At 66.4% G+C, this 15004-nt stretch carries 11 protein-coding genes; 1 reads left to right on the top strand and 10 read right to left on the bottom strand.

Annotated features, from left to right (window positions below; all coding sequences use genetic code 11):
- Positions 1 to 12: 12 nt before the first annotated feature.
- The 5 genes from udk to fusA form a co-directional block, all read right to left on the bottom strand.
- Positions 13 to 654, bottom strand: coding sequence for a uridine kinase (gene udk, locus AC3WOE_RS12160; RefSeq protein WP_492690728.1), 642 nt, complete (start codon positions 652 to 654; stop codon positions 13 to 15).
- Positions 655 to 785: 131 nt separating this feature from the next.
- On the bottom strand, positions 786 to 1274 hold the full coding sequence (locus tag AC3WOE_RS12155) for a hypothetical protein (protein WP_492690726.1): 489 nt from the start codon (positions 1272 to 1274) through the stop codon (positions 786 to 788).
- An 86-nt stretch (positions 1275 to 1360) separates the two neighbouring features.
- Positions 1361 to 2038 (bottom strand): hypothetical protein, encoded by a 678-nt coding sequence (locus AC3WOE_RS12150; RefSeq protein WP_492690725.1) that lies wholly within the window; start codon positions 2036 to 2038, stop codon positions 1361 to 1363.
- An 83-nt stretch (positions 2039 to 2121) separates the two neighbouring features.
- A complete protein-coding gene (locus AC3WOE_RS12145; RefSeq protein WP_492690723.1) occupies positions 2122 to 2598 on the bottom strand; it encodes a hypothetical protein in 477 nt (158 codons plus the stop codon).
- 337 nt (positions 2599 to 2935) lie between these two features.
- Positions 2936 to 4954, bottom strand: a complete 2019-nt coding sequence (gene fusA / locus AC3WOE_RS12140) for an elongation factor G (protein ID WP_492690721.1) — start codon at positions 4952 to 4954, stop codon at positions 2936 to 2938.
- A gap of 420 nt (positions 4955 to 5374) precedes the next feature.
- Between fusA and AC3WOE_RS12135 the strand changes: the two genes are divergently transcribed.
- Complete coding sequence (locus tag AC3WOE_RS12135; protein WP_492690719.1) at positions 5375 to 6271, top strand: substrate-binding periplasmic protein; 897 nt, start codon at positions 5375 to 5377, stop codon at positions 6269 to 6271.
- Positions 6272 to 6283: 12 nt separating this feature from the next.
- Here AC3WOE_RS12135 and AC3WOE_RS12130 read toward each other — a convergent pair whose 3' ends face one another.
- The 5 genes from AC3WOE_RS12130 to AC3WOE_RS12110 all read right to left on the bottom strand — a co-directional run bounded on the left by AC3WOE_RS12130 (position 6284) and on the right by AC3WOE_RS12110 (position 14276).
- Positions 6284 to 7828: a tryptophan halogenase family protein gene (locus AC3WOE_RS12130; protein ID WP_492690718.1), complete on the bottom strand. Its 1545-nt coding sequence runs from the start codon at positions 7826 to 7828 to the stop codon at positions 6284 to 6286.
- Complete coding sequence (locus AC3WOE_RS12125; protein WP_492690716.1) at positions 7825 to 8832, bottom strand: cupin-like domain-containing protein; 1008 nt, start codon at positions 8830 to 8832, stop codon at positions 7825 to 7827. Before AC3WOE_RS12125 ends, AC3WOE_RS12130 begins: the two co-directional genes overlap by 4 nt.
- A 7-nt stretch (positions 8833 to 8839) precedes the next feature.
- Entirely contained in the window at positions 8840 to 9550 is a 711-nt protein-coding gene (locus AC3WOE_RS12120; RefSeq protein ID WP_492690715.1) for a SapC family protein, read from the bottom strand.
- Positions 9547 to 11079, bottom strand: coding sequence for a tryptophan halogenase family protein (locus AC3WOE_RS12115; protein ID WP_492690713.1), 1533 nt, complete (start codon positions 11077 to 11079; stop codon positions 9547 to 9549). Before AC3WOE_RS12115 ends, AC3WOE_RS12120 begins: the two co-directional genes overlap by 4 nt.
- A 173-nt stretch (positions 11080 to 11252) precedes the next feature.
- Positions 11253 to 14276: a TonB-dependent receptor gene (locus AC3WOE_RS12110; protein ID WP_492690712.1), complete on the bottom strand. Its 3024-nt coding sequence runs from the start codon at positions 14274 to 14276 to the stop codon at positions 11253 to 11255.
- Positions 14277 to 15004: the final 728 nt, after the last annotated feature.

Raw genomic sequence — 15004 nt, 5'->3', positions numbered from 1 at the left:
GGCGCCGCAGGCTCAGCCACGCTCGTAGTCGTGCAACAGGCTCATCACCTTGGTGGTGATGATGTCCACCGCCGGGCCATTGGCGCCGTGCGGCAGGATCACGTCGGCGTTGCGCTTGGTCGGCTCGATGAACTGCTTGTGCATGGGGCGCACGGTTTCCAGGTACTGCTTCACCACCGACTCGGTGCTGCGCCCACGCTCCGAGATGTCGCGCTGCAGCCGGCGGATGAAGCGCACGTCCGAAGCCGTGTCCACATAGATCTTCAGCGACATCATGTTGCGCAGCTTGGTGTCGTACAGGGCGAACAGGCCCTCGACCACGATCACCGGCGCGGGCTTCACGGTGATGGTTTGGCTGGAGCGGTTGTCGGCCGCGAAGTCATACACCGGCATCTCGATCGCCTCGCCCTTGCGCAGGGCGGCCAGGTGCTGCGTCATCAGCGGCCAGTCAAAGGCATCCGGATGGTCGTAGTTCTGCTTGCGCCGGTCCTCCGGCGGCATGTGGGACTGGTCCCGGTAGTAGTCGTCCTGCATCACCACCGCCACCTTCTCCGTGCCGATGGCGGCCAGCACCTGGCGCGTCACCGTCGATTTGCCGCTGCCGCTGCCCCCCGCGACACCGATGACGAAAGGCTTGTGAGGGGTTTTGGGCATGAGGTCGTGGAGTGGCTTGGGGGATGCCTGCGAATTTACAAGCTGGCGAGCAGGATTTGGGCGGCTTCGGGGGGCGGTTCAGGCTGAAAGCAGGCGCCACCCTCTGAGGCGCCCAACGGGTAATGGATGTACTACTTGGCAGGCCTCGAACTGATCGTGACGTCCTTCAGCAGCTTCTCGTCTCCTCGCCAGTCTCCCGTCGCGGTCTTGTGCCGGACCTGTGCCTCAAGAAAGACAAGTCTGACGCTGTGGACGTCGGGGTCAGCAGTCATCTCACGCCTAGCGAGAGATTCAATTTCGTCCATCTCGCTTGGCAACGTGATCTCGTAGAAGGTCAGAAGCAGACGGCCAGGTCCGCCAATTGTTTGGGCGAAGTACGTCTTCCCTTGATTCGTGGAACTTACCGCCGAGCGGTCCTCAAAGTGAGGAAATCCAGCTTCGATGCGACGCCCGAAACGATGAGCCCGCTCTGCGGCCTCGGCGGTCTCGATATAGAACAGGCGCGGCAAGCAAAAGTAGGCGATTGCCGCCACGAGCAAGACCATGAATGCGGCCGCTGAGATAAATCGCATCGTTGTTTTCATACCCCTTAGCCGTGCATGCAGGCTTGTCGGCTTCATGGCGAATGTAGGCCCGCTTCCGCTGCGAAGCGGCCGACGGCTTCAGGCTGGGAGCAGACATGCCGCGCCACCGGTTTAAAAGCTGTTCAACGAGGCTGTTCCGGCGCGCACGCTTTGGCACGCAACAACCGGCGGCGCAGACCGACAGCTCCTGCGAGGCCCACCATGATTGCAAACGCCAAGCCAGCCCTCACCAACCAATCTCGATGTCTAAGTTCGGCCTGTCTAAGTTCGAGCTGATATTCCCGCTCACGCTCGGCAAGCACCTTTACCGTTGACAGCACCGTTTTGTACGGTGGTAGATCCCATTGGGCCTCTGGCACGACGGCTCCAGAAACGTCGCGATTTCGCTCCAGGATGGAGGAGATGGCTGGGATCACTTCATCCGCACTTAGGTGACGGGACCCAGGCACCGCCGTGGCATACGGCTGCGCCAGTGCGTTCACGTACCACTCCCCACGTTTTTCAAAGAAGAACACGTAGGTCTGACCCACATTGAAAGTGCCTATGCCACACAAGCTGCCGCCGCTTGTCTCCACTATGTGGCCGGAATACTCGCCCTTAAGAACGCGTTCAACCAACACGGTTGCGAGCGACACACCTAGTTCTTCATGCACCGAAACAACTTTCGCCTGGATCACGACTGCAGCTTGGCTTAGCGCAGTCTCCAAAGTGGGCGGGCGCCAGCTTGGCAAAACGCTGCACGCGGCCGCATCCTGCGACAAGGTCAGCAGTGAGAGAGACGCGATCAAGATCATGCGCATGGGGCGAGGCTCCTCATGCCGCTGATTGTCCGCACTCCGCTGCAAAGCCTTCATCGGCGCCGGCCAGCGATCGAACGGCTGCTTCAGGCTGAAAGCGGCCTTCTATTGAGGTGGGGCAACTGCAGCGTCACACCCTTCAACAACACTTCTTCGCCGCGGTGGCCGCCCCCGCCCGGCGTCGTGTACCAAATCTCTTCCCTAAAGAATCGAAGCGTCACAGCGCGAACCCCAGGAGTAGACGCCATCGCTTTTGTAGCAGCCGCCTCTACGGCGGCGATCTCCTCGGGCGTGGTTACCTCGTAAAACTCCAACATCGGTTGCCATGTGTGCAGAGACCAACGTCCATAGCACTTGCCGGGGCCGTGCTCACGGCCAGCACGAGCGCTGGCGCAATCCCTTATGCCAGGCAAAGCCGCCTCAATCTGCAGTCCGATCAGCCGTGCATTTTCCAGACCACCTTCTGTGACCTTCGGTAGATTTGGCCCTGGCGATGTGATGAGCCAAAAGAACACAAATGGCACGCCGAGACCAATGATTAGTCCGACGACGATCATCTTCATGTTCCGGCTGCGATGTGCACTTGGTGCGCCGGTTCCTTTGGCGCGATCCGGACGCAGCGCAAGGACTAGGGTGAGCCCAGCGAGCAAAGCCATTAGTGGCTTTGTCACGCTGCCGCCCTGGACGGCATTGATCACAAGGATTGCTACAAGAATCAAACCGCAGCAGACAAGAGCAATAGCCAGCGCTGCGCGTAGAGCAGACCTCATTAGCCGACAACCCCAAAACAAGAGGGACGATTGTCAGGTCCGCGCTGTCGATGTCGGCTCCCGCTGCAAATCAGCCGAATGCAAAAGACGGGGTGCGTCAGCCAGCCATGGCCGACACACCCCGCTTCACTCAAGCAGCCAGCGCTGCCCTGACCGTCACTTCAGCGTAGTGATCCAGCTGCATCGTGAACTGCGCGCGGCCGGAGCTGATGGCGCGCAGATGGCCGATGTAGCCGAACATCTGCTCCAGCGGCACATGGGCCGTCACGACGGTCGCGTTGCCGCGTGCGTCCTGGCCTTGCACATGGCCGCGGCGGCGCAGCAGGTCGCCGATGACGTCGCCGAGATAGTCGCCAGGCGTGATGACCTCGACGGCCATCACGGGCTCCAGCACCACCGGCGCGGCCTTCAGCACGGCTTCACGCAGCGCGGCCGCCGCGGCCAGCTCGAAGGCCAGGGCCGACGAGTCGCGCACGTGGGCGCTGCCGTCCACCAGCGTGGCCTCGAAGTCCACCAGCGGATGGCCCGCGAACGGGCCGGCCGTGGCGGCGCGGCGTATGCCCGCCTCGACCGCCGGGATGAACTCGCGCGGAATCGCGCCGCCCACCACCCTGCTCTCGAAGCGAATGCCCGAGCCGCGCGGCAGGGGCGCCACGCGCAGCGTCAGCTCGGCGAACTGGCCGGGGCCGCCGCTCTGCTTGCGATGCAGGTGATGAACCTCGGCCGCCGCCGTGATGGTCTCGCGGTAGGCGACCTGGGGACGGCCCACCTGCACCTCGACGCCGAAGCGCGAGCGCAGCTTCTCAACGGCCACTTCCAGTTGCAGCTCACCCATGCCCGACAACAGCGTCTGGCCCGAGTCGGCGTCCTGGCGAAGGCGCAGGGACGGGTCCTCGCGAACGAGCACGCCCAGGCCCTTGGCCAGGGCCGCGCTGCCTTCCTGGTGGCGCGCTTCGATGGCCACGTCGATGACGGCCTCGGGCACGGCGATGCTTTCCAGCACCGGCGCGTCCTTGGCCGACGCCAGCGTGTGGCCGGTCAGCACGTCCTTCAGGCCGACGACGCCCGCGATGTCGCCCGCGACGAGTTCATCGCGTTCGACGCGGCGGTCCGCGTGGATCTCGTACAGGCGCGACACGCGCTCGGCCTTGCCGGTGCTGGCGTTCCAGACCGTGTCGCCGCGCTTCAGCGAGCCGCTGTAGACGCGCACGAAGACCATGGCGCCGTGGTCGTCGGCCGTCAGCTTGAAGGCCAGGGCCGACAGCGGGCCAGCCGTATCCACCGCGCCGGGTGCTTCACCGGGGGCGGGCAGGTAGGCGAGCACGGCATCCAGCAGCGGCTCGACGCCGCGGTTGCGGAAGGCCGAGCCGGCCAGCACGGGGACGAGCTCGTTCGCGACGGTGGCAGCGCGCAGACCGGCACGCAGGACGTCGACCGACGGGCTTTCGCCGCGCAGCCAGGCGTCCAGCAAGGCATCGTCGCGTTCGACGACGGCTTCGACCAGGCGTGCGCGAGCCGCCTGGGCTGCAACCAGCAGCTCAGGGGGAATCCCGGTCACGCGCAGCGGTGCCTTGGCGTCATCGCGGTCCCAGACCAGGGCCTGCATGGCGAGCAGGTCCACGACGCCGCGGAACTCAGCCTCGGCGCCAATGGGCAATTGCAGCGGCAGCACGCGCGCACCCAGGCGCTCCTGCATCATCGCGACGACGCGCCCGAAGTCCGCACCGGTGCGGTCCAGCTTGTTGACGAAGGCGATGCGCGGCACGTGGTACTCGTCCGCGAGGCGCCAGTTGGTCTCGGTCTGCGGTTCGACGCCGGCCACGCCGTCGAAGACGACGACGGCACCGTCGAGCACGCGCAGCGAGCGCTTGACCTCGATGTTGAAGTCGATGTGCCCGGGCGTGTCGATCAGGTTGATCTGCGTGCCCTGCCAGTGCACGGTGGTGGCCGCGCTGTGGATGGTGATGCCGCGAGCGCGTTCCTGCGGGTCGAAGTCCATCGTCGTGTTGCCGTCATTGACGTCGCCGATGCGATGGTTCTCGCCCGTGTAGAACAGGATGCGTTCGGTGGTCGTGGTCTTGCCGGCGTCGACGTGGGCGATGACGCCGATGTTGCGCAGGTTGCGGAGATGGAGATTGTTCGAGTTCATGGTGGTTCCTGATTCGGGATGCTGTGGCCAGCCCCGTGTGGAACCACAGGGCTAGCGCGAAGACAGGACGCCGAAGCGCGCAAGCGACAGACAGGGCCGAGCCGCGCTCCGGCGCTCGGGAATCGTGGCGATCAGCTTGTCGAAGGTGCGGGGACGCATGGTTTGAACTCAGGAAAAACAAAACCCCGGAAGGGTGCGAGCCTGCCGGGGTTGCTTTTGTTGCTGAACCGGAAGGCTTGGCGCCTTCCGAACACGGTCGAAGGGCGCTCAGGTGTTGAGGCGGGCTTGGGTCGTGTGGTTGAGCTTCATGATGGGTGCGATTATGAAGGGCTTCGATGGGCTTGGCCGGCGTAGGGCTTTGGCGACGGCCACCCAGGCGTGGGTGGCGACCCAGCAAGGTGGCGCGCACAATCCTTGCGCATGGCTGCCAAGCCCACGGACGCCCCACCCGGCCTCTGCCGACGCCGGTCGTTGCTGTCCTGCCTGGGTGCCGTCTGCCCGGTGCTGACGGTGGCCGCCGTGGGCGATGCCATCGAGGTGGTCTATCCGCGCATGCCGGAGCGCCCCGTGGACGGCTATGCCTTCCAGTTGCTGAAGGCGGCCCTTGAAGCTTCGGGCCGGCCGCACACGCTGAGGTTGACCCAGGAGCCCCTGCCATCGATGCGGGCCTTCAGGAACCTGCAGAGCGGTGCGTTCAATGTGATGGACACCGGGGCGGCGCCGAACGTGGCGCTGAAGGCGCGCATCCTGCCCTTTCCGCTGGACCTCGGGCTCAGCGGCTACCGGCAGATGCTGGTGCGGCGTGACCGGGTGGCGCAGTTGCGGGGCCTCGGTGAGCTGAAAGATCTGAAGCGCCTGAGTTTCGGCCAGGGCCCCGACTGGGTGGACGCCTATGTGTTGCGCGCTGCCGGCCTGCGGGTGGTGGAGGCCGAGTTCATGTCGCTGTTCCGCATGCTGGAGGCCGGGCGTTTCGATGCCTTCCCGCTCGGCGTGGATGAGGCCGCCCTGCAGCTGGAGCGCAACCATCAGGTGGCTCCTTCCGCCGTCGTGCTGGACGAGTGGGGGCTGCACTACCGCTTCGCCCGCGTCCTCGCCGTGCGCCAGGGCGACGACACGCTGTTCGAGACCCTGCACGAGGGGCTGAGCCGCATCCATGCCAGCGGGCGGGCGCGCGCCATCCTGGCCCGGGACGCGCAGATCGGCCCCGTGCTCGACGGCCGCCGCAAGCTGCCCGCTCAGGTCATCGAGATCGCCAACCCGCAATGGTCGGCGGCCTTCCAGGCTATTCCCGAGGCGCTGTTCTTCAAGCCGCATTGAGCGGCCGGGGCTTCAGGCCCGCAGCGGCGTGGCGGCCAACTGGGCGGTCGTCGCGTTGCGGTAGGGCGCGCAGAGCTGTTCGACATAGGCCTGGTGGCTGGGCAGGCCGGCCACCAGGCGCGAGACCTTGGTGTGGATGTCGCCGAGGAAGTTACTGAGCTCCTGGCGGCCCATCAGGTCGGCCACGGGGTGATAGCTCGCGGGCGTGATGCCCTGGCCCATCATGACCTGGACCCAGGAGTTCTCGGCGAACAGCTCGTCGCTGGGGCGGAACACGCGGGCACTCTCGCTGAAGAGCTCGATGCGGTGCTTCAGCGTGGCGGGCAGCTCCATCGTGCGCACGTGGTTCCAAAGCGCAGAGTCGCTGCGCTCGGTCACGGTGTAGTGCAGGATGATGAAGTCGCGGATGTGGGTCAGCTCGCGTTCGCACTGCAGATTGAACTCGTCCACGTCGGCGGGGTTGATGCCGCCGGTCGGGAAGAGCTGCATCAGGCGGATGGCCGAGCGCTGGATGAGGTGGATGCTGGTGGATTCCAGCGGCTCGATGAAGCCGCTGGACAGGCCGACGGCGATGCAGTTGCGATGCCAGACCTTGTGGCGCTGGCCGGGCGTGAACTTGAGCACGCGCGGCTGGATCAGCAACTCGCCTTCGACGTTCTTCTTCAGCACCTCGGGTGCGTCGGCGTCACTGAGTTCCTTGCTGCTGTAGACCAGGCCGTTGCCGACGCGGTTCTGCAGCGGGATGCGCCATTGCCAGCCGAAAGGGTGGCAGATGGAGCGGGTGTAGGGCCAGGCCTCGCGGACCGAGGCCGTCTGCACGGCCACGGCACGGTCGCAGGGCAGCCAGTGCGACCAGTCTTCATAGCCCACGCCCAGGGCCTCGCCCAGCAGCATGGAGCGAAAGCCCGTGCAGTCGATGAAGAGGTCGCCGTCGATGCGCGTGCCGTCCTGCATCTGCAGCGCGGTGATGTCGCCGTCCCTGCCCTGCGGGCCGTCCATCAGCACGGCGGCGATCTTGCCCTCGATGCGCTGCACGCCGCAGGTCTCGCTCATGGCACGCAGGTATTTGGCGTAGCGGCCGGCGTCCAGGTGGTAGGCGTAGTTCAGGCCACTGCGCGGCACATGGGCGAATCGGTTGGCGTGGGCAGCCACCGTCTCGGGGTTGTAGTCGGTGTAGGTCTTGGACAGGCCTTCGGCGCGGCCCTTGAGCCAGAAGTGCTGGAAGCCGGCGCTCCAGTGGTCGTTGCCCGTTGCGCCGAAGGAGTGGAAGTAGTCCTGCCCGATGTTCTTCCAGCCCTCGAAATTGATGCCGAGCTTGAAGGTGGCGTTGGTGGCGGCCATGAACTCGGCTTCGTTGATGCCGAGCAGGTTGTGGAAGGTGTGCAGGGCCGGGATGGTGGCCTCGCCGACGCCGACGGTGCCGATTTCCTCGGACTCGATCAGCTTGATGTCCAGGCGCTTGCCGAGCAGCTTGCTCATCAGCGCGGCCATCATCCAGCCGGCAGTGCCGCCGCCGGCGATGACGACGCGGTTGAAAGGCTTGTGGGTGGTGTTCATCGCTTCAATTGAGTCAGGAGTTGCGCGCGGGCCTGGCGCGACAGGGTGTCGTCGATGGGGCCGAGGAGGCCGCGGGCGGCCTCGGGGATATGGGCCCAGGTCGTGTCATCGGCGCCGAAGACGAAATGCTGGAAGTGCTGCTGCCAGACTCGGCGTTCCTTCTCGGGCAGGTCGCGCAGCGTCATCAGGGCCAGGCGCAGCGTGGTCAGCGGCGAGTCGACGTAGTCGGGCGTCTGGCGCCACCAGGCGTTGATGAGCAGGTTGACCGGCTCCAGCCCTTCGATGTGGTGGAACCACATGCTGGGGATGAAGATGGCGTCGCCGGGTTCGAGCTCGGCCACCAAGCCGGCGTCCAGGGCCCGGGCAAAGCGCGGGAAGCGCTCGAAGTCGGGCTTCTCGAAGTCGACCAGGCTGACGGGCTGGCCGGCGGGCGTCGGGTCCAGCGGGCCCATATAGAGGTTGGCGATCTGCTCGGGCGGGAAGAGCGTGAAGCGGCGCCGGCCGGCGGCGACGACGGCGAGGTTGTCGGGCAGGTCGTAGTGGGCGGCGATGCGGGTGCGGTTGCCCAGCCACAGGCTGACCAGGGCGTCGCGCTGCCCCAGGCCCATGACGTTGGCATCCAGGAAGCCCGGCAGCACGGCGTCCACCGTGGTCGAGCCGACGTAGAGGGCGGGCGGTTCGGGCGTCTGCGCCACCCCCAGCAAGCCGCTCAGGACCTGGTCCAGCGTCGCGCTGTAGCGCGAGAAATTGAAGCCGGTGAGGGTCTCGTCGGCGTAGAAGACGCGGCCGCGGGCCTCGGGGGCCAGCTGGAAGAGACCGATGCGCACGCCGTTGTACAGGCCCATCAGATAGCGGGCCAGGGCCTCGTCGGACTGTCGCGCCGCCTGCACCACCGGCCAGTGCGCGAAGCCGCCGCGCACGACGAACGGCCGATCGCCGGTCAGCAGCTCGGCGGGCAGGTCGTTGGGGTCGAAGGCCCCGGTCCAGGCGGGTACTGCTTGCATGGCCGGATCAGCGGTGGCTGGCTTTCTCCACCAGGCCCTGCAGCTGCTGCAGCGAGGCGATCTGCATGTAGATGGGCAGCAGATGGCCTTCGCGCGCCAGGGCCTCCAGCGCGACGCCGGGCAGGGCGGCCAGGCGTTCCTCGTGGATGGTGAACAGGCCCGACAGCCGGCCCGGCTCGCCGCCCGGTGTCTCGATGTCGATGACGAAGGGCTCCAGCAGCTGGTGGCGGGTCAGCGCGTCGATGAAGGCCGGCAGCTGCTGGGCCTGGGCGTGCAGATGTTCCATCAGCTGCACGACATGGTCGAGGTAGTCGCTGAAGCCGCCCTGGGGCATGAAGAGGGCGGTGCCGATCTCGCCTTCCTCGGGCCGCACGATGCGCGGGCTGTCCATGTCGATGTGCAGCTGCAGGCTGTCGTCGCCGGCGCGGCCGATCATGAAAGGATCGCGCTGCAGGGCCATGGGCAGGATGGGTGCGGCCCAGCTGTCGCCCTGGAGGTAGAGGTTCTGGTCTTCCTCGAGGCCGAGCAGCACCACGGGCTGGAAACCCGCATCGCCTTCGACATGCTGGAAGACGATGGGGTAGTGGGCCTGCAGGTGGCGGAACTCCGCCGGCAGGGCCAGGGCCGATTGGCGGGCATCGCCCAGGGCAGCCGAGCGTTCCGTGCGGACGCGCAGGTGGCGATGGGTGACGTTGTCGAGCAGGGCGGGGCGGGTCATGTCTCGGTCTTGTGGAGATGGTCGATCAGGGCGCGGTGGCCGGGCAGGCCGGGCACGAGGCGGCGGGCCTGGCGGGCGGCCTCGTAGAAAGCGGCCTGGGCTGCCTGTAGTTTGGCGGGGGACGGGGCCTGCAGGTCAGGGCGAAAACCCATGCCGTAGAGCACGTATTGATAGCTGGCCGAGGGGAAGACCTCGTCGTTGCGGCCGAAGTCGTGTCGCGCCGGCGCGCGCAGCTGCCATTGCGGCAGCAGGTCGCGCAGGCGCTCGGGCCAGGTGGCCGGGTCGCGGTGGGCGCGCCAGTAGCCGCTGTCGTCGCGGGTGCTGAGCGCGTAGTGCAGCTTCAGGAAGTCGATGACGCGGGCCCAGCGGTAGCTGAAGTCGTCGTTGAAGCGGCGGGCGACGGCTTCCATGCTCGCGCGTGTCATCGGCAGCTCGTCGCACAGGCGCTGGGCCGACAGCTCGACCAGGGCCAGGGCCGAGGCTTCCAGCGGTTCGATGAAGCCCGAGGACAGGCCGATGGCGACGCAGTTGCGCACCCAGAACTTCTCGCGGTAGCCGGGGTCGAAGCGGATGGAGCGCGGCGCGGGCCGTTCGGCGGGCGTGCCGGTGGCGTCCAGATAGGCCTGCAGCGCTGCGTGGGCTTCGTCGTCGCTGGCGTGGGCCCGCGAGTAGACGCAGCCGACGCCGCGGCGCGAGGGCAGGCCGATGTCCCAGATCCAGCCCTTGGCCCAGGCCGTGGCGATGGTGACGGAGGCCAGCGGTGCGTCGGGCCTGGCGTAGGGGACCTGCACGGGCAGGGCGGCGTCGTTGAAGAGGACGTCGCGCTCGCTCTTCAGCGCTACGCCGAAGTGCTGGCCGATCAGGCGGGCGGCCATGCCGGAGCAGTCGACGAAGAGGTCGGCCTTCAGTTCACCGTGTCCGCGCGTCTGCAGGGCGGCGATGTCGCCGTTTTCATGGGGGAGGACGGCGTCGACATGGTCGACGATGTGATGGACGCCCAGCCGCTGCACGGCATGCTCGCGCAGCAGCTGGCCGAACAGGCCGGCGTCGAAGTGATAGGCGTAGTTGGCGACGGCCGCGAAATCGGGCGTCTGCACCTGCTTGGGCGCGCGGCCGGCTTCGCAGACCTGCACCGAGGGGCTGACGACGTCGGCGAAGGGCCGCCCGGCTTGCGTGGCCAGCCAGGGCTGGACCAGGTCCATGTCGCCGTAGCCGACGGGCAGCATGAAGGGGTGGTAGTAGCGGTCGCCGGCGTCGCCGGGCGCGCCGCGGGCCCAGCCGTCGAAGCGCGAGCCCTGCTTGAAGGAGACCTGGCAGCGGCAGATGAACTCGGGCTCGGACAGGCCGATGCGGCGCAACGTGTCGCGCATGGACGGCCAGGTGCCCTCGCCGACACCGATGGTCGGGACGTCACTCGACTCGATGACGGTGATCTTCAGTTCACCATGCTCGGCCGCCAGCAGGCCGGCCACCAGCCAGCCCGCCGAGCCGCCGCCCAGCACCACCACTTCACGCAGTCTGTCGTTCACGATCTGGTTCCCACAAACAAAAAGGGCCGCTCGCGCGGCCTCGCCAAACGGCGAACAAGGACGGCGCCCCAGAGCGCGAGCGCCGCCGAACCAGACTTTGCCTCACAAGGAAGCGCCGGGGAGTCCCGACTTTCCTTGAGGGCCGGCCGCAGCCGGCCCCCCGAGGCTTTTCCTTAGAACTTGTACCGGGCGCCGATCATGATGCGGCGACCCAGCTGGGTGACCGCGCCGATCTGGTTCTCGTTGCGCAGGTGGGTGCGCGTGTACTCGTCCGTCAGGTTGATGGCTTCGAACTGGAAGCGCAGGTGGCTGTTGAAGTTGTAGCCCAGGCTCAGGTCGAGCTGGCCATAGGGCTCCACGTACAGCGGCTGTGCGCCGTCCGTGCCGCCGAAGTTGGCGGCCAGGAACTTGCCGCGCCAGTTGTAGGCCAGGCGGGTCGTGAAGGTCTCGTTCTCGAAGAAGCCCACCAGGTTGCCCGAATCACCCAGGCCGACCAGCACGTTGGTCTGCGCCCCCGTCTTGTTGTTGTCGTAGGTGAGGTTGGAGCGCACCTTGGTGAAGTTGGCCGACACACCGAAGCCGCTGTTGCCGAAGATGTGCTGGGCGTTCAGCTCGAAGCCGTTGAGCTTGCTGGTGCGCTGGTTGTTCAGGAAGGTGCCCATCTGGAACACCAGCAGCGGGTCGCCCGGCTGAGCGGTGATGGTCTTGGCGGTGGCGTTCACGCCCGGCTGGCCCGCGAAGTTGGCGAAGATGTAGTCGCGGATGCAGCCGGAATCGCTGGCGGCGCAGTGGCCCACCTGGATGGCCTGGTTGTAGTAGGCGCCGCCGATGGGCGTCGTCACGCCGGGAATGGTCTGGTTCGCAATGACCGCTTCGTTGTAGTCCTTGATGGACTTGCGGAAGTAGCTGGCGGCCAGGTAGCTGCTCTTGGCGTAGTAGTACTCCGCCGAGAAGTCCAGGTTGGTGGACTGCAGCGGCTTCAGGTCGGGGTTGCCCACCGAGCCGGTGCCGCCGTCGATGCGGGCCAGACCGTTCAGGCTGCGGCCACCCTGGATGGCGTTCCAGCCCGGGCGACCAATGGTCTTGCCGTAGCTGGCGCGCAGCTTGGTGTCCGGCGTCAGGTCGGCAGCCCAGTCGATGGAGGGCAGGGCATAGCCGTACTTGCCATCACGCGAGGCATTGGTCGTGCCGCTGAAGGTGATGGGGATCTCGTTGGCGGACACCCAGGCTACGCTTCCCGGCACGGATTCGACGCTCGGCGAATGCACCTTGGTGCGCTCGTAGCGCAGGCCGCCGGCGAGTTCCATCGGTACGCCCCAGTCCCAGGTCAGGTTGTACTGGCCGAAGATGGCTTGCGACTTTTCCGTCGTACGGTAGTCGTCCGTGAAGTTGAAGGAGGCCTTCAGCAGCGCGTCGGAACCCAGGGCCTTGATGGCGGCTGCGCGCAGGTCTTCGAAGTTGAAGTAGAAGAAGTTGTTGAACAGGCGCGGGTCGTTGGAACCCGGGATGCGGCTGAAGTACTTGCTGATGGAGTCGGCGTGCCAGATGTCGTCGGGCATGGCGGCGGGGCCGCCGGCGGCATTGGCGCCCCAGGTGTCGCGCTGCACGTTGGCGAAGGCCGAGCGGTTCTTGACTTCGGTCAGCGACAGGCCGAAGTCCAGGCTGCTGTCGTCGTTGATCTTCCAGTTGCCCTTGGTCTGCAGCTGGCTGACTTCGTTCTTCTGGTAGCTGTTGCCGAACACCGAGCCTTGCAGTTCCTGCAGCTTGGGGTCCAGCGTGGCGCCCTTGATCATCAGCACCGGGAACTTGTTGCTGAAGTCGACCGAGGTGTCGCCGCGGTTCATGGAGGCCGTTGCCAGCGTCACCGAGGTGCCCAGCGGGTCGTCGGCGCCCGAGGTGGCGGTGGAGCGGTGGGCGTCCAGGTCGAAGCTCAGCGCATCGGTGGCCTTCCACTTCAGGTTCAGGCCGAGCTGCTGGTTCTTGTTCTTGGTCTGGATGCGGGACGCGCCCATGGCGACGTCCTGGTTGCTCATGTGCTCGCCGTAGATGATGGGCGAGGAGGGCGAGCCGGTCTGGTATTCGCCGAATTGACCACCGTAGTTGAACCAGGCGGAGATGTCGTTGCGGCGCTGGCGGAACTTCTGCTCCGACATGACGAAGTCCAGCGTGCCGACCAGGTCCTTGGTGGGCTTGAACTGCATGACGAGCTGGCCGTTCAGGCGCTCGCGGTGCACGCCGGTGAACGAGTAGTTCATGTTCTGCGGCACGCTGTAGATGGAATCCTTGGTCGGGCGGTTCTTGATGTCGCCCGACGAGGCGGGCGGCAGGCCGCCCCAGGCAGCGTGCGAGCCGCCCCAGTCGTTGTCGACGATGCCGTCGAAGGACTTCCAGCCGCTGCTGACGTTGGCCTGCGAGTAGCCGGAATCGCGTACCTGGTAGGTACCCATCAGCGCGATGCCGAAGGTGCCGTCATTGGTTTGCGTGCTGTAGATGCCGCTCAGCTCGGGCGTGGCGTTCTTGCCCTGCTCCTCGCCGGGCAGGCGGCGGGCCGACTGGTCGCTGACCAGCTTGACGCCGACCTGGGCGATGGTTTCCTTGGTGTCCAGCGGACGGGGCGTGCGGATGTTGATGGTCGCGCCCATGCCGCCGGTCGGGCTGCTGGCGCGGCTGGTCTTGTAGACCTCCAGGGCCGCGACGCCGTCGGAAGCGAGGTTGGAGAAGTCGAAGGAGCGCGAGCTCGGGGCGCTGCCGTCGAGGCTGGCGCCGGGCATTTGGCGGCCGTTCAGCAGCACCAGGTTGAAGTCGGGGCCCATGCCGCGCACGGTGATGCGGGTGCCTTCGCCGTTGCTGCGGTCGATGGACACGCCGGAGATGCGGCTCAGCGACTCAGCCAGGTTGGTGTCGGGGAACTTGCCGATGTCTTCGGCCACGATGCCGTCCACCAGACCGGAGGACGAGCGCTTCAGGTTGACCGAGGTCTCCAGGGACTTGCGGATGCCGGTCACGATGACCGTTTCCAGCTGCGTCGTGCTGGCGAGCGCCTGGGGCACCGAGGTGGCCGGCGTGGGGCCGGAGCCCGGAGGCTGGGCAGGGCCCTGGCCAGGGCCGCCTTGGGCCAGCGCAGCGGCGCCGGCGAACAACAGGCCGCTGGCCGCGGCCAGGGTCGTGAGGCGAAGGGCAGGACGAGGCTGTCTCATTCACTTGTCTCCAGAGTTGTGATCTTGTCGAGTGGCGCTCGATGACGAGCTGAAAGCGCTTTCAAGAATACGCGAATGGCAGCGCTTTCAACCTAGGCAACACCCTCGGTGTGCGGCTTGTCGGCAACGCGCAACGAGGCTGGGGCGGGCTATCCAGGACGCCCGTCAATGGGACCGCTCCCATGGGAGGCAGCGCGCAAAAACAGGGCGGCTAGGGGTAGTTCTGGGTTGAAAAGCGGCGACTTGGCGAAAGCAATGAAAGCGCTTTCAAATAATGATGCGTCGCGCCACGGTGATCGGCCACATGGTTTACCCGGGTCGAACAACAGTCGCGGCTACGCCCGACTGATTTGCCTGTTTGGATTCCGGGCCGAGCGCTGGGCCTGCCGTGGGCCAGAGGCCCGCGGCCTTGCGTAGGCACAAACAGTCCGCAGGGACTGTTTGTGTCCGACTTCAGTTCACCTGGCCGGCCCGCTTGGGCGATGTGCTTGCGGCGCGATGCCGCAAACATCGCCGCCACACGCGAGACGCGTGTGGCGCTCAAGCCGTCCAAGCTCGCGCAGGCGAGCTTGGAGCCGCGGCTCTCGCTCCCCTCGGGGGCTGAGGCCGGACACGGCAAGTCCTGTGGACTTGGCGTGCCTGCCGAAGAGCAGCCGCTCTGTCGGCGGCGCGGTCTGCAAGACCGGTCATGCTTGCCAGCGTTCAGCTAGGCAAGACTGGACGAGGGG

The organism is Roseateles sp. FW305-36 (assembly GCF_058787015.1).
Note: the sequence above shows the minus strand (reverse complement) of the source record. Positions and strands in the feature narration are given on the sequence as shown.